The sequence below is a fragment of the Pseudoduganella sp. R-32 genome, assembly GCF_049913245.1.
GTDB lineage: Bacteria > Pseudomonadota > Gammaproteobacteria > Burkholderiales > Burkholderiaceae_D > Rugamonas.
This window is the reverse complement of the sequence record NZ_CP183987.1, coordinates 5302560-5322454: the sequence shown is the minus strand read 5'-3', so window position 1 is coordinate 5322454 and position 19895 is coordinate 5302560. Positions and strand designations below refer to the sequence as shown.

The 19895-nt window shown below is 62.9% G+C and carries 17 protein-coding genes and 1 pseudogene; 12 read left to right on the top strand and 6 right to left on the bottom strand.

Features of this window, described 5'->3' with window-relative positions; genetic code table 11:
- Positions 1 to 7 precede the first annotated feature (7 nt).
- The 4 genes and pseudogenes from ACN9MU_RS24290 to cueR form a co-directional block, all read left to right on the top strand.
- Positions 8 to 4729, top strand: a complete 4722-nt coding sequence (locus ACN9MU_RS24290; RefSeq protein WP_426336227.1) for a filamentous hemagglutinin N-terminal domain-containing protein — start codon at positions 8 to 10, stop codon at positions 4727 to 4729.
- 4 nt (positions 4730 to 4733) lie between these two features.
- Entirely contained in the window at positions 4734 to 5435 is a 702-nt protein-coding gene (locus ACN9MU_RS24285) for a FecR family protein (protein ID WP_426336226.1), read from the top strand.
- Between the two features lie 84 nt (positions 5436 to 5519).
- A complete protein-coding gene (locus ACN9MU_RS24280) occupies positions 5520 to 7703 on the top strand; it encodes a heavy metal translocating P-type ATPase (RefSeq protein ID WP_426163348.1) in 2184 nt (727 codons plus the stop codon).
- 5 nt (positions 7704 to 7708) lie between these two features.
- Positions 7709 to 8074 (top strand): annotated as a pseudogene (gene cueR, locus ACN9MU_RS24275) (Cu(I)-responsive transcriptional regulator); the annotation flags it as partial.
- Between the two features lie 15 nt (positions 8075 to 8089).
- Here the strand turns inward: cueR and ACN9MU_RS24270 are convergent.
- Positions 8090 to 8836 (bottom strand): sulfite exporter TauE/SafE family protein, encoded by a 747-nt coding sequence (locus ACN9MU_RS24270; RefSeq protein ID WP_426163346.1) that lies wholly within the window; start codon positions 8834 to 8836, stop codon positions 8090 to 8092.
- Positions 8837 to 8946: 110 nt separating this feature from the next.
- Positions 8947 to 9639 carry an FMN-dependent NADH-azoreductase gene (locus ACN9MU_RS24265; protein ID WP_426318809.1) on the bottom strand — a complete coding sequence of 231 codons (693 nt, stop codon included), beginning with the start codon at positions 9637 to 9639 and terminating at the stop codon, positions 8947 to 8949.
- A 109-nt stretch (positions 9640 to 9748) separates the two neighbouring features.
- Between ACN9MU_RS24265 and ACN9MU_RS24260 the strand changes: the two genes are divergently transcribed.
- Both ACN9MU_RS24260 and ACN9MU_RS24255 read left to right on the top strand, forming a co-directional pair.
- Positions 9749 to 10627: a LysR substrate-binding domain-containing protein gene (locus ACN9MU_RS24260; protein WP_426163341.1), complete on the top strand. Its 879-nt coding sequence runs from the start codon at positions 9749 to 9751 to the stop codon at positions 10625 to 10627.
- The gene (locus ACN9MU_RS24255; protein ID WP_426163339.1) at positions 10624 to 11370 is read left to right on the top strand and encodes a glutathione S-transferase; all 747 of its coding nucleotides are present in this window, start codon (positions 10624 to 10626) and stop codon (positions 11368 to 11370) included. Before ACN9MU_RS24260 ends, ACN9MU_RS24255 begins: the two co-directional genes overlap by 4 nt.
- On the opposite strand, the gene ACN9MU_RS24250 is transcribed toward ACN9MU_RS24255, so the two are convergent.
- Complete coding sequence (locus ACN9MU_RS24250) at positions 11354 to 11554, bottom strand: heavy-metal-associated domain-containing protein (RefSeq protein WP_426318808.1); 201 nt, start codon at positions 11552 to 11554, stop codon at positions 11354 to 11356. The genes ACN9MU_RS24255 and ACN9MU_RS24250 overlap by 17 nt on opposite strands.
- Positions 11555 to 11573: 19 nt before the next feature.
- On the opposite strand from ACN9MU_RS24250, the gene ACN9MU_RS24245 reads away from it, so the two are divergent.
- Genes ACN9MU_RS24245 through ACN9MU_RS24235 form a run of 3 tightly spaced genes read left to right on the top strand, consistent with a single transcriptional unit; the run spans position 11574 to position 13698 of the window.
- On the top strand, positions 11574 to 12410 hold the full coding sequence (locus ACN9MU_RS24245) for a DUF4349 domain-containing protein (RefSeq protein ID WP_426318807.1): 837 nt from the start codon (positions 11574 to 11576) through the stop codon (positions 12408 to 12410).
- Positions 12407 to 13273, top strand: a complete 867-nt coding sequence (locus tag ACN9MU_RS24240; protein WP_426318806.1) for an ATP-grasp domain-containing protein — start codon at positions 12407 to 12409, stop codon at positions 13271 to 13273. The genes ACN9MU_RS24245 and ACN9MU_RS24240 overlap by 4 nt, the downstream gene beginning before the upstream one ends.
- Positions 13273 to 13698 (top strand): VOC family protein, encoded by a 426-nt coding sequence (locus tag ACN9MU_RS24235; protein ID WP_426318805.1) that lies wholly within the window; start codon positions 13273 to 13275, stop codon positions 13696 to 13698. Before ACN9MU_RS24240 ends, ACN9MU_RS24235 begins: the two co-directional genes overlap by 1 nt.
- A gap of 95 nt (positions 13699 to 13793) precedes the next feature.
- On the opposite strand, the gene ACN9MU_RS24230 is transcribed toward ACN9MU_RS24235, so the two are convergent.
- From ACN9MU_RS24230 to ACN9MU_RS24220, 3 genes are all read right to left on the bottom strand, one after another.
- Positions 13794 to 15572 carry a PhoH family protein gene (locus ACN9MU_RS24230; protein WP_426318804.1) on the bottom strand — a complete coding sequence of 593 codons (1779 nt, stop codon included), beginning with the start codon at positions 15570 to 15572 and terminating at the stop codon, positions 13794 to 13796.
- A gap of 237 nt (positions 15573 to 15809) precedes the next feature.
- Positions 15810 to 16265, bottom strand: coding sequence for a peroxiredoxin (locus ACN9MU_RS24225; protein WP_426163329.1), 456 nt, complete (start codon positions 16263 to 16265; stop codon positions 15810 to 15812).
- A 24-nt stretch (positions 16266 to 16289) separates the two neighbouring features.
- Positions 16290 to 16664: an Mth938-like domain-containing protein gene (locus ACN9MU_RS24220; RefSeq protein ID WP_426163327.1), complete on the bottom strand. Its 375-nt coding sequence runs from the start codon at positions 16662 to 16664 to the stop codon at positions 16290 to 16292.
- Between the two features lie 133 nt (positions 16665 to 16797).
- On the opposite strand from ACN9MU_RS24220, the gene ACN9MU_RS24215 reads away from it, so the two are divergent.
- The 3 genes from ACN9MU_RS24215 (at position 16798) to ACN9MU_RS24205 (ending at position 19892) form a co-directional block, all read left to right on the top strand.
- On the top strand, positions 16798 to 18030 hold the full coding sequence (locus ACN9MU_RS24215; protein WP_426163325.1) for a pyridoxal phosphate-dependent aminotransferase: 1233 nt from the start codon (positions 16798 to 16800) through the stop codon (positions 18028 to 18030).
- 20 nt (positions 18031 to 18050) lie between these two features.
- Positions 18051 to 19373: a homoserine dehydrogenase gene (locus ACN9MU_RS24210; RefSeq protein ID WP_426163322.1), complete on the top strand. Its 1323-nt coding sequence runs from the start codon at positions 18051 to 18053 to the stop codon at positions 19371 to 19373.
- A gap of 120 nt (positions 19374 to 19493) precedes the next feature.
- Positions 19494 to 19892, top strand: a complete 399-nt coding sequence (locus ACN9MU_RS24205) for a hypothetical protein (RefSeq protein WP_426344903.1) — start codon at positions 19494 to 19496, stop codon at positions 19890 to 19892.
- Positions 19893 to 19895: the final 3 nt, after the last annotated feature.

Genomic DNA, 19895 nt, shown 5'->3' with positions numbered 1-19895 from the left:
CATCATCATGAAGCACAGCAAGCACAGCACGTTGCAGCGCAAGCTGCTGGGCCTGGCGATTGCCGCCTGTTTCGGCAGCGCGCAAGCCAATCCAGTGGCGCCCAGGGTGGTGGCGGGCCAAGCCAGCTTCAGCCAGCAGGGCAATGTCTTCACCGTGGCCAATGCGCCGAACACCATCATCAACTGGCAAAGCTTCTCGATCGGCGCCGACGAGGTGACGCGTTTCCTGCAGCAGGGCGCCGATAGCAAGGTGCTGAACCGGATCAGCGGACAGGATCCCAGCCGCATCCTGGGCAGTCTGCAGTCGAACGGCCAGGTCTACCTGCTCAACCCGAACGGCGTGTTGTTCGGGCAGGGCGCGCGCATCGACGTGCAAGGGCTGGTGGCGTCGAGCCTGGCCTTGTCCGATGCTGATTTCCTTGCCGGGCGCATGCGTTTCACGGGTGCTGCGGGCGCCGGCAAGGTGGAGAACCAGGGCCAGATCGCCACGCCGCATGGTGGGCAGGTCTACCTGGTGGCGCCGCAGGTGGAGAACAGCGGCATCATCCAGTCGCCGGGAGGGGCGGTCATGCTGGCCGCTGGCCATAGCGTGCAACTGGTGGATAGCGCCAACCCGGCGCTGCAGGTGGTGGTATCGGCGCCTGCCGACCAGGCGCTGAACCTGGGCCAGTTGGTGGCGCAAGGTGGCCGTGTCGGCATCTTCGGCGCGCTGGTCAAGCAGCGCGGCACCGTCAGCGCCGACAGCGCCGTGCGTGGCGCGCAGGGCCAGGTGCTGCTGCGCGCCAGCGGCAGCACGATGCTGGAAGGCGGCAGCCGCACCACGGCGCGCGGCGGCGAAATTGCCATACTGGGGCAGCAAGTCGGCCTGACGGGCGATGCGCGGGTCGATGCCAGCGGCGAGGAAGGCGGCGGCAGCGTGCTGGTCGGCGGTGATTACCGTGGCGCCAACCCGCAGGTGCCGAATGCACGCCAGGTCTACGTGGGCAGGGATGCGGTGCTGGCGGCCGACGCCGGCAGCAGCGGAAGGGGCGGCAAGGTGGTGGTCTGGGCCGACGAGACCGCGCGCGTGCATGGCAGCATTTCCGCCCGCGGCGGCAGGCAAGGCGGCGACGGCGGGCTGGTGGAAACATCGGCGCGCCAGCTGGAGCTGGGCGGCCTGCGTGTCGACGCCGGCGCCGTGCAGGGGCGGCTTGGCCAGTGGCTGCTCGATCCCTATGATATCGAAGTGAAGGTGGTGCCAGGCGTGCCTGCCACCCTGACCGACGTGGCGAATTTCAACGCGGGCAATCCCAGCGGCGTCACCGAACTGGCCACAGCCTTGCTGAATGGCGCGACTGCCGACGTCACCTTGCAGGCCAAACATGACATCACCTTTGTTGATCCGGTTGCCATTGCCGCCCCGGGCGTCGGCCTGCTGGCCCAGGCCGGCAACCATATCATGGTCAAGGGCCGGCTGGCGACCAATGGCGGCATGCTGCGCTTGCAGGCAAACGACCCGGCATCGGGCACGGCCAGCGGCAGCGGCGCCGTCAAGCTGACGGCGGGCCTTGAGACCGGCATGGGCGCCATCGAATTGAGCGGTGCTGAAATCGACGTCGGCCCGGGTGTCCTGGTGGCGGGGCAGGAGCAGCGCTGGAAAGCCGACAGCATGCGCATCGCCAGCGGTGCCCAGGTGCAAGCGGCCAACAGCGTGTCGTTAAATCCGTACAGCCTGACCACGGCCATCAAGGTGGGCGAGGCGAGCGACGGTACGCCTGGCGTGCTGGCGCTGGACGGTGCGGAGCTTTCCGCCATCAATACGCAAAACCTGAATATCGGCTTCGGCCAGCATTACGGCACACTCAGCATTGATGGCTTGCTGGACCTGGCAGCCAGCAATGCCGGCAATGCGATGCTGACCCTGGCCAGCAACGCCATTGCGGTCAACGGTGCGCTGAAGCCGCGCTCCGGCGTTTCCCTGCAAACCAGCGGCGCCCTTGCAGGCAACGGTTCCATCACAGCGCCGGTCCTGCTGGTTAACGCAGGGTCGGTGGCGCTGACGGGCCCCAACCAGGTGATGGGGCTTGCCGCGATGGCGACGGGCGACATCAGCTTCAATAACGTGGGCAACCTGAACCTCACGTATGGGAATGGCCTGACCGGGGTGCAGACGTCCGGCAACCTGAGCCTCAAGGCTAGCAGCCTGAACCAAGAGTACGGCATGCCTTTGCGTGCCGCCAGCCTGACCCTGGACGGGAGCGGGCAGGTCAACCTGTCCGGCGGCAACAACCAGGTCAACATCCTGCGCGCCCAGGGCGTTGGCAACCTGAATTACTTCGACAGCGGTTCGCTCGAGGTCCAGGCGGTGAGCCAGGCAGATAGTGCCAGCACTGGCGGTTTTGGCAACCTGCACGTGGCAGCCCTCGGCACCCTGGTAGTCAGCGGTGCGGTGAATGGCAATGGCAAGCCGGTGCAACTGGAAGGCGGCTCGCTGCGGCTGGCGCCTACCGCAATGGTCAGCGGTGGGCCGATGCTGTTGCGCGCCAATAACGGCAGCCTGGCCAGCGAAGTTGGTGCGCAGGTGAATGCCACCGACGTCGGCCTGGAGGCGAACGCCATGAGCCTGGCGGGCCAGACCAGCGCTAGCAACAGCATCCGCGTTTCCAGCCTGGGCGGCGGGACCATCACCGTGGGAGGCACGCCCACATCGGATAGCGGCGGGCTGGTGGTGGGCAATGCCGACCTGGGCCGGTTGTCGGCGCCCAACCTGCTGGTCGGCGGCGGCTTCCTCGATCCGAACGGCAATCCGGTCCCCAATGCCAGCCATATCACGGCCAATCAATTGGACCTGTCCGGCTCCAGCCTGCTCAAGTCGCTTGTACTGCAGACCGGCGGCAATGTCGACCTGATCGGGTCAGTCAAGCTGCCGGCGGGCGCAGGCCTGGGGGCAGAGGCGGGCGGTACCTTGAGCAATACTGCCATGGTCAGCGCCCAGAGCATCAAGCTGCGCGGCGGCTCCGTGGTGCTGAGCGGGGCTGCCGGCACTGGCATGGCAGCCGAGATGATCGGGATTGACAGTGCCGGCACCGTCGAACTTGGCGGCGACCGGCCAAGCGGCACGCCCAACACGCACCTGAGCGGCGCCGGCCTGGCGTCGCTGAAGACGCCGCGCCTGTTCATCACCGCTGCCAGCGGCATGAAAGTTGGCGGGGCGGTCAGCTTGCCCGGCAGGGAACTGGAACTGGAGGCGCGTTCCGGCTCGCTCCAGGTGGCAGCGCCGTTGCAGGCGGACGTGGTGCACCTGAATGCCGATGCCATGGATTTCACGGCCGATGTGACGGCCAGCCTGGCCTCGCTGACGCCGGCCACGCCCGGCTACAGCATCACCATCGGCGCCGCCTGCGGCACGGCTTGTTTGTCGCTGACCCAGTTGAACAGGATCGCCGCCGGTACCTTGGGTATTGGCAATCGCGACGACGGCAGCGATGCGCCCATCCCCGGGACCAAGCCTGGCACCGCGACCAGCGGCACCGGCGCGGATAGCGGCACAGGGGGGCACCCGGGTTGGGGCGCCGGCGCCATCCAAATCGGCGGCGCCGCCAACCTGAATGCGCTGACCATGCGCCTGGGCCTGATTACCACCGCCGGCATTACGCAGGATACCGCCAATGCGGCAGCGGCCCTGAAGGTACAGGAACTTGGCATCGATGCCGGAGCCGGCGTCCAGCTGGACCACAGTGGCAACCAGGTGGCCCGCCTGGCCGCGGTGGTCAGCAGCGGCAACCTTGACTTCCGCAGCAACCAGGCGCTCTCGGTGGTGCGCCTGCAGGGCGGCAATAGTGCCGGGGGCAGCGGCTACGACATCAATGGCATCCAGGTTGCCGGCACGGCGACGCTGCGTTCCGATGGCGCCCTGGCCACGGACGGCGCGGCGATCCGGGCCAGCAAGCTGGTGGCGAAAGCGGGCGCCAATATCGGGACCGCGGCGGCAGCGCTGCAGACCTTTGTCGCGGAGCTGGATGCGGAAAGCACTGCCACCAGCGGCGCGGCGCCGATCTACATCAGCAATAATGCCGGCAAACCGGCCCCGCTTTCGCTGTTGCAGCTGAAACTCGCTTCCGGCAACAGCGGCGAGATCGTACTCGACAACTACGGCGCGCTGACCTTGGCGTCCGGCGGGGGCGTGAGCAGCGACACCGGCAATATCCGGCTGACGGCACATAGCCCGCTCAGCATTTTCGGCAGCGTGCTGTCCAATTCCGGTGACATCCTGCTGGAAGCGGCGGGCACAGGCAGCGATGCCGACGACCTGACAATTGCCAGCGGCGCTCTGGTGAAAAGTAACACGGGCAATGTCAAGCTGGCTGCCGGTTCAGACGTCAACTATGTGGCTGGAACGGTGCAGGCGCCGGGCGGCAGTATCGGCGTCAATGGCACCATCGTGACGCCGCCCGTGCAGCCGCCGACTTCGGTCGATCAATGCCAGTTGGACCCCAGCCTGCCCGGCTGCCAGCTCGTGCTGCCGCCCACCGAAGCGCAACCCACCAACCCCGTGCAGCAAGCGATCAGCCAGACCATCCAGGTCATCAATAGTACCGCCGCAGCGCCGGGCGAGGTGTCGGTAGCCGTTTCGCCGGACGAAGGCAAAGACAAACAGGCGAAGAAGGGCGATAAAGGCGACAAGCTGGCCCAGGACAAAACCACCGGAGCGAAAAAGAATGAACCCGCTACAAAAATGTACTGCAACTAAGGGGTTGCTGCTGGCGTTACTGTGGCTGCTGTCCGCGCTGGCGCTGGCGGCGCCGGTAGCGGGGACCGTGGTCCAGTTGAGCGGTCCGCTGATGGCCCGCAAGACCGATGGCACGGTGAAGGTGCTTGCCATCAAATCCGAGGTCGAGAATGGCGATACGCTGGTGACCGAGAAAAATACCTATGCCTTGCTGCGTTTTATTGACAATAGTGAAATTACGCTGCGGCCAGGCAGCACGCTGACGATCGAGAATTTCAGCTTCGACAGCGGCAAGCAGGATGCTGACCGGGCGCAGTTCAACCTCGTCAAAGGGGGCTTGCGGGCGGCATCGGGCCTGCTGGGCAAGCGCAGCAGGGAGAAATTTGAGCTGAAAACGCCGGCGGCCACCATCGGCATCCGCGGTACGCTGTTCGTGGCGGAAATCGTGCCGGTGGCGGGCAAGTTGCCGGGGGCGGAAACGGTGCGGGCGCCGGGACTGTATGTGCAGGTGCTGGATGGCATGGTCCACCTGAACAACCCTGCGGGAACCCAGGTTTTCAATGCCGGCCAGTTCGGCTTTACGCCGAACATGACGCTGCCGCCCGTGATAGTACCGCAAAATCCGGGCATGCAGTTCAACCCGCCGCCCGTCTTTAGCAGCCAGACGGCAGGCCCGCGTGCTGTCGATAACCGGGCGCAACGCGCCGTCGACTGCGAAGTGCGCTGACGATGGTCCGTGCAAAATAGCGCTTGACCTTCCCATCGTGGGATACTTGATACTGGTCGCCAGAACATAGGCGAGGAGTATCCCATGAGTCAGTTCCAGCAAACCGTCCGTATTGAGGGCATGAGTTGCGCATCCTGCGTGCGCCGCGTCGAAAAGGCGCTGGCGACCGTGCCGGGCGTGGCGCATGCCGCCGTCAACCTGGCCACCGAGACCGCGCGCGTCGATTCCGATTCGCCGGTGGCCTTTTCCGCCCTGCAGCAGGCCATCGGCAAGGCTGGCTATGCCGCCAGCGAGCTGGCGGCGCCGGCTGCCGATTCCGCGCCGCGCATACCCGAAGGCGTGGCCGTGATCCTGTCCGCCGCACTGTCGCTGCCGCTGGTGGTGCCGATGGTCGCCGAATGGCTTGGCGTGCACCTGATGATGCCGGCGTGGCTGCAATGGCTGCTGGCGACGCCGGTGCAATTCGTGTTCGGCGCGCGCTTCTATCGCGCCGGCTGGAAGGCTGTGAAAGCGCGCGCGGGCAATATGGACCTGCTGGTGGCGCTCGGCACTTCCGCGGCGTATGGCCTGAGTGTGTACCTGGCGCTGGCGCGAGGGCAGGGCATGCATCTCTATTTCGAAGCGTCGGCAGTGGTGTTGACACTGGTCTTGCTGGGCAAGTGGCTGGAAGCGCGGGCCAAGAGGCAAACCGCTTCCGCCATCCGCGCGCTGCAGGACTTGCGGCCGGTGACGGCGCGCGTGCGGCGCGAGGGCGGATCGGACGCCGACCTGCCGATCGACCAGGTGCGGGTGGGCGATATCGTGGTGATCCGCGCCGGCGAGCGGGTGGCGGTGGACGGCGAGGTGATGGATGGCGCCAGCCACGTTGACGAATCCCTGATTACCGGCGAAAGCCTGCCAGTTGCCAAGCACGTTGGCGACCGCGTGACCGGTGGCGCAATCAATGGCGAAGGCTTGCTGCTGGTGCGCACAAGCGCGACAGGGGCCGAGACCATGCTGTCGCGGATCATCCGCCTGGTGGAAGATGCGCAGTCAGCCAAGGCGCCGGTGCAGAAGCTGGTCGATAAGGTTGCCGCGGTGTTCGTTCCTGTGGTGCTGGTGCTGGCGCTGTTGACGCTTGCGGGCTGGTGGCTGGCCACGGGCGATGTCGAGCAGGCCGTGCTCAATGCGGTGGTGGTGATGGTGATTGCCTGCCCCTGTGCGCTTGGCCTGGCCACGCCGGCAGCCATCATGGCCGGTACCGGCGTCGCGGCGCGGCACGGCATCCTGATCAAGGACGCGGAGGCACTGGAAATGGCGCGCCAGGTCGATACCGTGGTGTTCGACAAGACCGGCACGCTCACGCAAGGCAAACCGGTGCTGGCGCAATTGCTGCCGCATGGCGTGCCTGCCGGCCGTGCACTGCAGCTTTCGGCGGCGATCCAGCGCGGCAGCGAACATGCGCTGGCACGCGCCGTCCTCGACGCGGAAGCCGCACCGGGCGGGGACGTGCTGGCGCCGCTGACGGCAAGCGCAGTGACGACTTTGGCGGGGCGGGGCCTGGCTGCGCAGGTCGATGGCCTCGACCTTCTGCTTGGCAGCGGACGCCTGATGGCGGAGCGCGGCGTCGAACTGGCGCCTCTGCAGCTGCAAGCCGTCGAACTGGAAGCGCAGGGGCACACGATTTCCTGGCTGGCCGAAGCCGGCGCGGGAAGGGGCAAGCTGCTTGGCCTGCTCGCCTTCGCCGACCAGCCCAAGCAACATGCGCGCGCCGCGGTGGAGCGCCTGCACGCACGCGGCATCGCGACGGTGATGCTGACCGGCGACAACCAGGGCAGCGCGCAAGCGGTAGCGCAGGCGATCGGCATTGGCAGCGTGGAAGCCAACCTCCTGCCGGCCGACAAAACCACGGCCATTGCGCGGCTCAAGGCCGAGGGAAGGCGCGTTGCCATGGTCGGCGACGGCATCAACGACGCGCCGGCGCTGGCTGCGGCGCACGTCGGCATCGCGATGGCCACCGGCACCGACGTTGCCATGAACGCTGCCGGCATCACGCTGATGCGCGGCGAGCCGCTGCTGGTGGCCGACGCCATCGACATCTCGCACCGCACCTTCAGCAAGATCCGCCAAAACCTGTTCTGGGCCTTCATCTACAATGTGGCAGGGATTCCGCTGGCGGCCCTCGGCATGCTGAATCCCCTGCTGGCCGGCGCCGCGATGGCATTCAGCTCGGTCAGCGTGATCAGCAATGCCTTGCTGCTGCGCCGCTGGCAGCCTTCGAAGGAGTAAGGGAAATGAATATCGGACAAGCCGCTGCCGCATCCGGCGTCAGCGCCAAAATGATCCGCTACTACGAGAGCATTGGCCTGGTGCGCGAAACTGCGCGCACCGTCAGCGGATACCGCATCTACGGCGAAAACGACCTGCATACTCTGCGTTTCATCAAGCGCGCGCGCAACCTCGGGTTTTCGCTGGAGCAGATCGGCGACCTGCTGTCGCTATGGCAGGATACAGGCCGTGCCAGCGCGGACGTGAAGACGATCGCGATGAGCCACGTCGATGAACTGAACCAGCGCATCGTGGAATTGACCGAAATGCGCGACACGCTGGCTAGCCTGGCTAAAACCTGCCACGGCGACGACCGGCCGGATTGCCCGATCCTGCAAACGCTGGGATCAGCGCAGGAACATGTACACGGTGAGCACTGCGCCCACGATCACAACAAAGATGCGCATCAGTTGCGGGGGAAGGCGGTAGATCAGCCACGAACCCAGAAGGCCGCCCGCAATACCACCCGCGCATAAGGCCAGGGCGGCAGCCCAGCTGATCATGCCGGAGAAGGCGAAGATCAGGGTGGCGGAAGCGTTCATCGCCATCGCCAGCATGTTCTTGGTGGCGGTGGCTGCGCGGATCTGCTGGCCAGCGATGGTCAGCGCGGCCAGCATCAGGAAACCGATGCCGCCGCCAAAATAGCCGCCATAGATCGAAATGCAGGCCTGGACAACGGCCAGCATCCACTTCGGCATGCTGGAAGCGGCCTGCAACGGCTGGCGCCGGAAAGCACCCCAGGCGAACATGGTGGTGGCAAACAGCACCAGCCAGGGCACCAGCCTGGCAAAGAAGGTCGGGGGCGTAATCCACAGCAGGATCGCGCCGAAAATGCCGCCGACAATACTGATCGTGAAAAGCTGCGTGAAGGTCAGGCCGCTCACGCCTTCCGCGAACTTGCGGCCAGCCACGGCGGATGTCGCCTGGCTCGGGAACATGGCGACCGTGGAGGTCATGTTCGCCGCAACCGGGTTCAGCCCGGCCAACAGCAGGGCGGGAAAGGTGATGAAAGAGCCGCCGCCAGCCAACGCATTCTGCGTGCCGGCGAAAAGTCCTGCTGCGGCGAGCAGTAAGATGGTGTGGAGTTCGGGCATCGGGCCATTATAGCCAAGCTATTTGAAAGTCGGGGTCAGGTCTGGCAATCCGCCATATTTTTCGCAATGCGAAAAATATGGCGGATTGCCAGACCTGACCCCGACTTTCATCATGCGGCGTGGCGTCGCGTGCGGGCGGAGGCGATGACTTGTGCGATACGGTCGGTAGCGCTTTCCGCGTCGGCGAGGGAGCGCAGCAGGCGCTCGTCGCCGAATTCGTCGTATTCGACGGCTGCATCGTATGCATGCGTCACGCCCAGGTAGCGGAACACGCTGCGCACCGATCCTTCGACATGGTTGATGCCCTCCAGCCGTTGCCCTGGGCCGTAGCCGTAATCGCCGCGCGAGGACAGGATGACGAGCTGCTTGCCTGCATCTGCCAGCAGTGGCAAATATGGTTCACCGGCACGTGAGCGGTCGAAGCCGAACGTGCGGCCGACACGCACGATGTTATCCAACCAGGCCTTGAACTGTGCCGGCGGCCCGAAGTTATACATCGGCACTCCTGCCACGATGATATCGGCGGCCAGCACTTCGTCGACCAGCGCGTCGCTTTGCGCCAGCGCTTCCACCATCCATGGCTCGCGCGCCGCCGGCGGCGTGAACGCGGCATGTACCCAGTCCCCGGTCACAGGGGATGGCGGCACGGCTCCCACATCGCGATAGATGACTTCTGTTCTGCTATCGAGCTGCCGGTAGCGCGCGATGAAGCGTGCAGTCAGGCGCCGCGTATGCGAACCGTGCGCCTGTTCGCCGGAGCGCCCGGGCCGGGCGCTTGAATCGATATGCAGGATCGTGGTCATTGTTCTCTCCAATTGGTTGCTATGGGTGTACTGTGCGCTGCGCGGCAGACGGTGACAAACGATCAATTCGCAGCAGATGGATGAACTGAATTCATGTATAGTCCTTCACATGAAACGCCGCCTTCCATCCCTGTCCGCCCTGCGCAGCTTCGAGGCCGCGGCGCGGCTGCAAAGCTTCAAGCTCGCTGCCGAGGAGCTGTCGGTCAGCGCGACTTCGATCAGCCACCAGGTGCGTGCGCTGGAGGAGGCACTGAACGTAAGGCTGTTCCTGCGCAAGACCCGGGCCGTCGAGCTGACACCTGAGGGCCGCACGCTGATGCAGGCAGCCGGCAGCGGGTTCGACGCCATCGCTGCCGGCGTCGAACGGCTGCGGCGAGAACAGCGCCGCACGGTCACCTTGTCGACCACGCCATCCTTCGCGGCGCGCTGGCTGGTGCCGCGGCTTGCTTCGTTCAACGCGGCCCATCCCGGCATTGCCCTCAACGTCCTGGCCAGCAACAAGCCGGTTGACCTGGCCGGCGGCGCGGCCGACCTTGCGGTACGCGGTGGCGCCGGGCATTTCGCGGGGCTGCAAGCGCAACGCCTGATGCATGCCGGCTTCGCGCCGGTGGCCAGCCCGCGCCTGAAGCTGCGCAAGGCGGGCGACGTGGCACGCCATCCGCTGATCCACTTTGACTGGCAGCGCGGCTTTAAGGGCGCCTTGACCTGGGATAAATGGTCGAAAGCGGCAGGCGTAGAGCTGGATGTCACGACAGGCGCGCGTTTTTCGGAAGAGTCGCACGCGGTGCAAGCGGCGATTGCAGGGCAAGGTGTTGTGCTGACTGCCTTGCCCTTGGTGCGCGAGGAAATCAGGTTGGGACTGCTGGAAGCGCCGGTTGGCCCGGTGCTCGGCGGATTCGATTTTTATGTTGTGCGGCCTGAAGGCGACGCTCCGCGCGAAGAGGTGCGCGCCGTCGCAGAATGGCTGCTGGCACAGGAGGAGCAATGATGGAGCCTTACAAGCTTTACTACTGGCCGACGATCCAGGGCCGGGGAGAATTCGTGCGGCTGGCGCTGGTCGAGGCCGACGTTCCTTACGTTGACGTGGCGCGCGGCAAGGGCGGCATGAAGGCGATGACGGAGTTGATCGCCGGCGGCAGCGATCCGCGCGCCGCTTTCGCGCCGCCCATCCTGCAGGCCGGTGAACTCATGATCGGTCAGACGGCGAATATCCTGATGTTCCTCGGGGCGCGGCACAAGCTGGCGCCGCGCTCCGAAGCGGGGCGCCTGTGGTGCAACCAGCTGCAGCTGACCATTGCGGACATTGTTGGCGAGGCTCACGATACGCATCACCCGATCTCGGTCAATATGTACTACGAGGAGCAGGCGCGGGAATCGAAGGCGCGGGCGCGGGATTTTGCGATTGAGCGCATCCCGAAGTACCTGGACTATTTCGAGACCGTGCTGCGGGCCAACCAGTCGCGCGGCGGCTGGATTGTCGGCTCCCGCCTGAGTTATGTCGACTTGTCGCTGTTCCAGTTGCTGGACGGCTTGCGCTATGCCTTCCCGAAAGCGATGGCTGGCTATGAAGGGCGTTGGCCCGGCCTGCAGCGCTTGGCCGGGCGCGTGGCGGCCCGTCCGCGCGTCGCCGCCTACCTGGCATCCAAACGCCGCCTGGCCAACAACGAGGATGACGTATTCCGGCATTACCCGGAACTGGAGCAGGGCGTCCGCGTCAAACCGCGCGGGTAACAGGATATCCGGCATCCACAATGGCTGCCTTGATCGGCTCCAGTGCCGAAGCCGAGTTGACCTTGACGTGCTTGCCCTTCAGGTCGACCTCGACAAAGGCTGCCGGATCAACTGTATGCACGGCTTCGGTCACGGCCGATACGCAGTGGCTGCATGTCATGTTTTCTACAGTCAGTTCATACATTTGGAGTTCCTTTCGTCATATGGGTAAACGTACTTTAATCCTTCCCACCATTGTAAAGTCAAGCGTGTTTGCGCTGCTATTGCTGCAGGGCTGTTCCGCGAAATATGCTCCGCCGCCAGGAGCGGCAGGCGCTGTCGCGGAGGCACGCATGGCGGGACCGGCGACGGATGGTTCGTCAGCCGGAGTCCAACGCGGCAAGTATCTCGCCTACGAACACTCGGTCACGGTCGATTCGCCTGAAGGAGGCGTCAAGCCACTGCTCGACAAACTGGTCGGGGCCTGCCAGGCCGACGCGACGAACCAGTGCACGTTGTTGGCATCCGGATTGGAGGGCGGAAGGGAGTCGAGCGCCCATTTCCGTGTTCGCGTGAAGCGGCCCGGCATCGAGAAATTGATTGCACTTGCGGCGACAGGCGGCGAGCTTGCCTCACGTAACACCTCGGCGGAGGACCTTGAAGGTCCGATCCGCGACAACGCCAAGCGACTCGACATGCTGCGCTCATATCGCGAGAAGCTGCTGGCGCTGGAGAGCAAAGTAGGCAACAACGCCGAAGCCTTGATCAAGCTGTCGCAGGAACTGGCGACGGTGCAAAGCGAACTGGAATCGGCGACCGGCGTTGAAGCGCGCCTGATGGAGCGGGTTAATATGGACTTGCTGAACGTCTCCATCCAGTCCCGCACCCAGCGAGGTTTCTGGTCGCCAGTCAGACGCGCCTCCAGCGATTTTGGCAGCAACCTGTCAGAAGGCATCGCCAGCGCAATCACTGGCCTGGCCTACCTGCTGCCCTGGTCGCTGATTCTGTTTGTTGCGGGCTTTGTACTGCGCAAGATCTGGCGGAGGATGCGGCGGAAATGAGTGGCAAGGTCAAATGGCTGGTGCAAAAGGAAGGCTTCGCCATGGCAAACCGTATGGAAGCCATGGAAGTACTGGAGCGTTTTGGATTCGACCACGACAGTTTTGGCCTTGCGCCGCCGTGGACGAAGGTCTTGAATCTCGCGCAAATCCTGTCGGATCCTGAGTCGAAGTACATCGTCCGCGGCGGGACGCGCCTGCATGCCATATTGAATGCAGCCCAAAGCCTGGACGAACTGGGTGAGCGGCTGACTCCCGAGCAGGTGGAACATGGTTCGCTCTACCTGCAGCAGCTCAGGCAAGGGATTTTCTACGACGAGCAAAGGTTCGACCAGGCCTATTACGCCGGCCTTGGCTTGCCGTTGCTGAACGGCGATGCCACGCTGTATCCGATTGCGTCGAACCTGGCGCAGTCTTTTGATCGCGAGATGTTTGTCAAGCCGAGCAAGGACGAGAAAGCATTCGATGCGGGAATTCTTGCGCCAGGGCAGACGATCGAAGGGTTTATCGCGGGCCAGCCGCAGGCGCGAAATTGGAAAGATGAAATGGCCGTTATCGCGCCATGCAAGGCCATTACCGCCGAATACCGCTTCTTCGTGGTCGACCGGCAGGTCATCACCGGATCACTTTACCGATTCGTGGGCAAGGCGAATTTCAATGCAAACATTCCTGCCAACGTGATGCGAAGTGCGATCGAATTCGCACAAGTGTACCAGCCGCATTCGGTATTCACGATGGACCTGGCCGAAACACCGGAAGGAATCCGTATCGTTGAATACAACTGCTGGAATGCGTCGCGCATGTATGCAGCAGACGTCGCGAAGATCTTCCATGCCGTGCACGATTTCGTACTGGAGAAGGCTTAATGAAGCAGTCCATTGTCCATATCGCCCTCGTCGTACGCGACTATGACGAGGCGATCGATTTCTACGTCAACACGCTCGGCTTCGAGCTGCTCGATGATACCCACCAGCCGGAACAGGACAAGCGCTGGGTCGTCGTGGCGCCGCCTGGCGGCAGTGGCGCCACCATCTTGCTGGCGCGTGCGTCGAAGCCGGAGCAGGAAGCATTTGTCGGCAACCAGGCCGGCGGCCGGGTATTCCTGTTCCTCAACACGGACGATTTCTGGCGCGATTTTGAGCGGCTGAAGGCAAAGGGCGTGCGCATTGTGCGCGAGCCGAAGCAACAGGACTACGGGATGGTTGCGGTCTTTGCGGACTTGTACGGCAACCTGTGGGACTTGTTGCAATTGAATCCAGACCATCATATTGCTCGGCGCGTAAACCGGTAAACCGGTGCCTGACCCGCAGGGTCAGGCACCGTGCCCCGACTGCGCGAAAAAAAGCCCCGCACTTGGCGGGGCTTGTGGACTGCGGGCGGCGTTGCTTAAAGCACGTCGCTCGCGTGGTCTGCCAGGCGGGAACGTTCGCCGCGGGCCAGCGTGACGTGGCCGCTGTGTGCCCAGCCCTTGAAGCGGTCGACCACGTAGGTCAGGCCGGACGAGCCTTCGGTCAGGTAAGGCGTGTCGATCTGCGCGATATTACCCAGGCACAGGATCTTGGTGCCAGGACCGGCGCGCGTCACCAGGGTCTTCATCTGCTTCGGCGTCAGGTTCTGCGCCTCGTCGATGATCAGGAACTTGTTGACGAAGGTGCGGCCGCGCATGAAGTTCAGCGACTTGATCTTGATGCGCGAGCGGATCAGGTCCTGCGTCGCCGCACGGCCCCATTCGCCGCCTTCGCCGTCGGACTTGTTCAGCACTTCCAGGTTGTCGTCGAAGGCGCCCATCCACGGCCCCATCTTCTCTTCCTCGGTGCCCGGCAGGAAACCGATATCCTCGCCCACCGGCACCGTGACGCGGGTGACGATGATCTCGTTATACAGCTTGGTCTCCAGCACCTGCGCCAGGCCGGCGGCCAGCGCGAGCAGGGTCTTGCCGGTACCGGCCTGGCCCAGCAGGGTGATGAAGTCGCACTCCGGATTCATCAACAGGTTCAGCGCGAAGTTTTGCTCGCGGTTGCGCGCAGTGACGCCCCATACGCTGTTCTTGTTGTGCGAGTAGTCGCGCAGGGTTTGCAGGACGGCGGTCTTGCCGTTGATCTGCTTCACTTGCGCGTAGAACGGCGACTCGCCGTTGTTTGGTTCCAGGTACACGAACTGGTTCACCAGCAGGGATGGGATGAACGGGCCGGTCACGCGGTAAAAGGTGCTCGACTGGCCGTGCTTGTTCTCCTGCCAGGACTCCATGTCCTTGCCATGCTTGTTCCAGAAGTCGTCCGGCAGCTGGACAATGCCCGAATACAGCAGGTCGGTGTCTTCCAGCACGTGGTCGTTGAAGTAGTCTTCCGCCGGCAGGCCCAAGGCGCGCGCCTTGATGCGCATATTGATGTCTTTCGACACCAGCACCACGGCGCGGCCGGGCTGCTCCGCTTCCAGCGAGCGCACCACGGCCAGGATCTGGTTGTCGGCCTTCCCTTGCGGCAGGCCTTCCGGCAAGTCGGCTACCTGCACCCTGGTCTGGAAGTACAGGTGGCCCTTGGCATCCTTGTTGCCCAGCTTGTTCAGCGGGATGCCGGTTTCCATGTCGTCGTCGTCGGTGTTGCTGACCAGGGCATCCAGCGTACGCGATACCTGGCGCGCATTACGCGCGACTTCGGACATGCCTTTCTTGTGGTTGTCCAATTCTTCCAGCGTCATCATCGGCAGGAAGACATCGTGTTCTTCAAAGCGGAACAGCGAAGACGGGTCGTGCATCAGCACATTGGTGTCGAGCACGAACAGCTTGGTGCTGCCCACCACGTCGGCCTTGCGGCTGGAGGCGGACTTGAGCACCACTTCGTGTTCCTTGTGTTTGGCCGGGTGCGGCGCATCGGCCTTGATCGGCGTGACCTTGGAGCGCGCTTGCGGCGCAGCCTTGGTGCGCGGTGGCGCCGGTACGTCGTCCGGCAGCTTGACGGCCTTCAGTGCAGGCGTCTTCTTCGCTTCGGTTTTCTTCGCAACCGGTTCTTTTACTGCTTTGGCAGCAGTCTTGGGCGCCGCTTTCTTCGGCGCTGGTGCTGCCTTTTCTTCAGTAGGGAAGGGAACCGGATTTGCTCCGCTCGCCTTCGGGTAGTCTTTAGCCAGCAGCAGGGTGGCTGGCTTGCTAGGCAGTTTTGGCAGTGGCATCAGGATCTCAATCTAAAAAAGATGCATCCACGCGAGGGCGAATGCCCGGCATGGATGAACTATGGGGTGGTTCGGAAAAACTAAAGGATGCCTGGCGGGCGTCTGCGTCGCCCGAAAGCCGGTGGGCATGCCACCGGGGACAGTGGGTGGAAGGACTTGCTCGACTCAAAATCTGGCTGACACGTTCAAATGTAAAGCTCCCGTTGAGCTAACACATTCGCGGCGAGGGCCTTGCCATCAGCCCAGGTTTGCCACGAATTCCAGCACTTCATCGACGTGACCTGGTACTTTCACGCCTCTCCATTCTTTCACCAATCGGCCTTTTGCGTCAATCACAAACGTGCTGCGCTCAACGCCGCGTACATCTTTACCGTACATTTTTTTCATCTTCATGACATTGAAGGCCAGGCACACCGCTTCGTCCGGATCGGAGATCAGTTCGAACGGCAAGCCCAGTTTTGTCTTGAAGTTTTCGTGCGAGCGCAGCGAGTCGCGGCTGATGCCGTAAATTTCAGCACCGGCAGCGGTGAACTGGTCGTGCAGGTCGCGGAACGCCATGTTCTCGGTAGTGCAGCCCGGGGTGTTGTCCTTGGGGTAGAAGAACAGTACGGTGGCTTTGGCGGGGCGTCCGGAGAGCTGGAAGGTTTGGCCGCCGGTCATGGCGGCGCTGAAGTCGGGGATGGTTTGGCTCATGCGCGTTTAGTTGGGGGCAAAGTGTTATTTTTCAATGATCAATGCCAGCAGGGCTTTGCGGCCTTCGCCCATCAGGATGTTGTAGGTGCGGCAGGCGGCATTGGTGTCCATGCATTCGACGCCGATCTGCCTGGAGATCAGCGGCGCGGCCAGGCGCGGATGGACGAAGCGCTGGCGCTCGCCGGTGCCGAGGATGACCACGTCGGGCTGTTCGGCCAGCAGTTGTTCGAAATGTTCGACTGTCAGTTCCTCGAACTTTGCCACGGGCCAGGGGCGCGGTGCGCTTTCCGGCAGCACCAGCAGGCTGTAGTCGAACGGCTTGCCGTTGATCTCGACTCCACCTTCGAAATAGCCGGAAACGGTCTGGTATTGGCCGGTGGTGCTGGAGTGGAGCTTCATAACTTTTCGCTATATTTAAATACAATAGAGATCTTATTGTAACGTTTTGCGCATATCGATGGTTGATTAAACCAATTTAATTCGGCAGAATGGGTATTTTCGCAATGCAGCATTTATACGTAAGGGATTGATTTTGCGTCCGGTTCAGAAATCCAACAAGCTTAACGAGATTTGTTACGAGATCCGCGGCCCTGTGCCGGAGAAGGCCCGCCTGATGGAAGAAGAGGGCCACAAGATCATCAAGCTGAACATCGGCAATATGCAGCCGTTCGGCTTCGATCCGCCGGACGAGATCGTGCACGACATGATCATGAACCTGCCCAATGCGGCCGGTTACACCGATTCCAAGGGCCTGTTCGCGCCGCGCAAGGCGGTGATGCACTATACCCAGCAGAAGAAAGTCGCCAACGTCACCATGGACGACATCTACCTGGGCAACGGCGCGTCCGAACTGATCGTGATGTCGATGAACGCGCTGCTGAACAACGGCGACGAGGTGCTGGTGCCGGCGCCGGATTATCCGCTGTGGACCGCGGCGGTCAGCCTGTCCGGCGGCAAGCCGGTGCACTATGTCTGCGACGAGCAGCAGGACTGGTTCCCCGACATCGACGACATGCGCAAGAAGATCACGCCGAACACCAAGGCGATCGTCGTCATCAACCCGAACAACCCGACCGGCGCGCTGTACCCGGACGAAGTGCTGCTGCAGATTATTGAACTGGCGCGCCAGCACCAGTTGATCATCTACGCCGACGAAATCTACGACAAGGTGCTGTATGACGGCGTCACCCACACCTCGATCGCCGCGCTGTGCGACGACGTGTTCTGCGTGACCTTTAACGGCCTGTCCAAGAGCTACCGTTCCTGCGGCTACCGCGCCGGCTGGATGGTGCTCTCGGGCGAAAACAAGAAATATGCGAAGGATTACATCTGGGGCCTGAACATGCTGGCCTCGATGCGCCTTTGCGCCAACGCGCCGGGGCAGTTTGCGATCCAGACTGCGCTCGGCGGCTACCAGAGCATCAACGACCTGGTGGCGCCTGGCGGGCGCCTGCTCAAGCAGCGCGACCTGGCATACAAGCTGTTGTCCGACATTCCGGGTGTCAGCGTGGTCAAGCCAAAAGCTGCACTCTATATGTTCCCCCGCCTCGATCCGAAGATCTACCCGATCGCGGATGACCAGCAATTCGCGTATGAACTGCTGGAAGAAACCAAGGTCCTTATCGTGCAGGGCACGGGCTTCAACTGGCATAGCCCGGACCACTTCCGTGTGGTGTTCCTGTCGAATTCGGACGATATGGAAGATGCATTCGGCCGCATCGCGCGCTTCATGGAAGGCTACCGAAAGCGGCACGGGCACAGCTAACAACACCAGGGAATTTGAAGATGAAATCGATTAAAGTAGGTTTGCTGGGCGTAGGTAATGTGGGCGCCGGCACGTTCAGCGTATTGCGACGCAACCAGGAAGAGATCCGCCGCCGCGCCGGCCGCGGCATTGAGATTGTGGCCGTATCGGCCCGCAACCTGGAGCGCGCAAAAGAGCGCACCGAAGGCCAGTGCAAAGTCGTGGCAGACCCGTTCGCGATCGTCAACGATCCGGAAATCGATATCGTCGTGGAGCTGATTGGCGGCTATGACACCGCCAAGGAACTGGTGATGCAGGCCATCGCGAACGGCAAGCACGTGGTCACCGCCAACAAGGCGCTGCTGGCCATGCATGGCACCGAAATCTTCGCCGCGGCCCAGGCCAAGGGCGTGATGGTGGCGTTCGAGGCTGCCGTTGCAGGCGGCATCCCGATCATCAAGGCCCTGCGTGAAGGCCTGACCGCCAACCGCATCGAATGGATCGCCGGCATCATCAATGGCACCACCAACTTCATCCTGTCCGAGATGCGCGACAAGGGCCTGGACTTCGCCACCGTGCTGAAGGAGGCGCAGCGCCTGGGCTATGCGGAAGCCGATCCAACCTTCGACATCGAAGGCGTCGACGCGGCGCACAAGGCGACCATCCTGTCCGCTATTGCCTTCGGCATCCCGGTGCAGTTCGACAAGGCCCATATCGAGGGCATCACCAAGCTGCAGGCGATCGACATCAAATATGCCGAACAACTGGGCTACCGCATCAAGCTGCTGGGCATCGCACGCCGCGCGCAAGTGAACGGCGGCGAGGGCATCGAGTTGCGCGTGCACCCGACCCTGATCCCTGCCAAGCGCCTGATCGCCAATGTGGAAGGCGCGATGAATGCAGTGCTGGTGCAGGGCGACGCGATTGGCGCCACCATGTACTACGGCAAAGGCGCCGGTCCTGAGCCGACTGCCTCCGCCGTGATTGCGGACCTGGTCGACATCACCCGCCTGGCGACGGCCGATCCTGAACACCGCGTGCCGCACCTGGCCTTCCAGCCGAATGCGATGACCGACATCAAGATCATGCCGATGTCCGAGATCACCACCAGCTACTACCTGCGCATGACGGTGGCTGACCGCCCGGGCGTGCTGGCGGAGCTGACCCGCATCCTGGCCGACGCCACCATCTCCATCGATGCGATGATGCAGAAGGAACCGGCGGAAGGCGAGACCCACACCGACATCATCCTGCTGACGCACCAGACGCAGGAGAAAAACGTGGTGGCAGCCATCGAGAAGATCGAAAAGCTGTCCAGCATTGTCGGCAACGTCACCAAGATCCGCCTGGAAAATCTCGCCTGACCGTCCCGTCATCCGGCGTCCCAATGGCCCCGCTGGGGCCATTTTCTTATTTTGTTCCAAGCTGCGATGGCATGAAGTTTTGATATAATTGTTTCCTTTTGGAATATAAAATTGTTTAACGTGAAATCTTTCGCGACACTTGTTTGCACCTTGGGCGCGGCCTTTGGCGTGCAGGCGGCAGAGGGGCCGGAGTGCAAGCGACAGACCGTCGAAAAATACCTGATCGAAATGTGCCTGGTGAGGGGCGCGGCGTTCCAGCACGATATTTACACGCTGAAAGCCGACAAAGTTCTTATTTTCGCGCTGGTGGATGACTACGCGGATAACGTCCGGCTGGAGCACGAGGTTCCTGAAGGCCCTGCGCTTGAGTTCCCCTTGTCGCTGCAAGGCGGGAAGACAGTCACGATCAAGGGTGGTTGTGTCCCGGAGAGCAAGGATGGCGCCGAATCCGCCCGGGTTTGCAACTTCTATTGGGGCAAACACCAGATCGTCAAAGACGTACGTTTCGAGTTTGAATAAAGC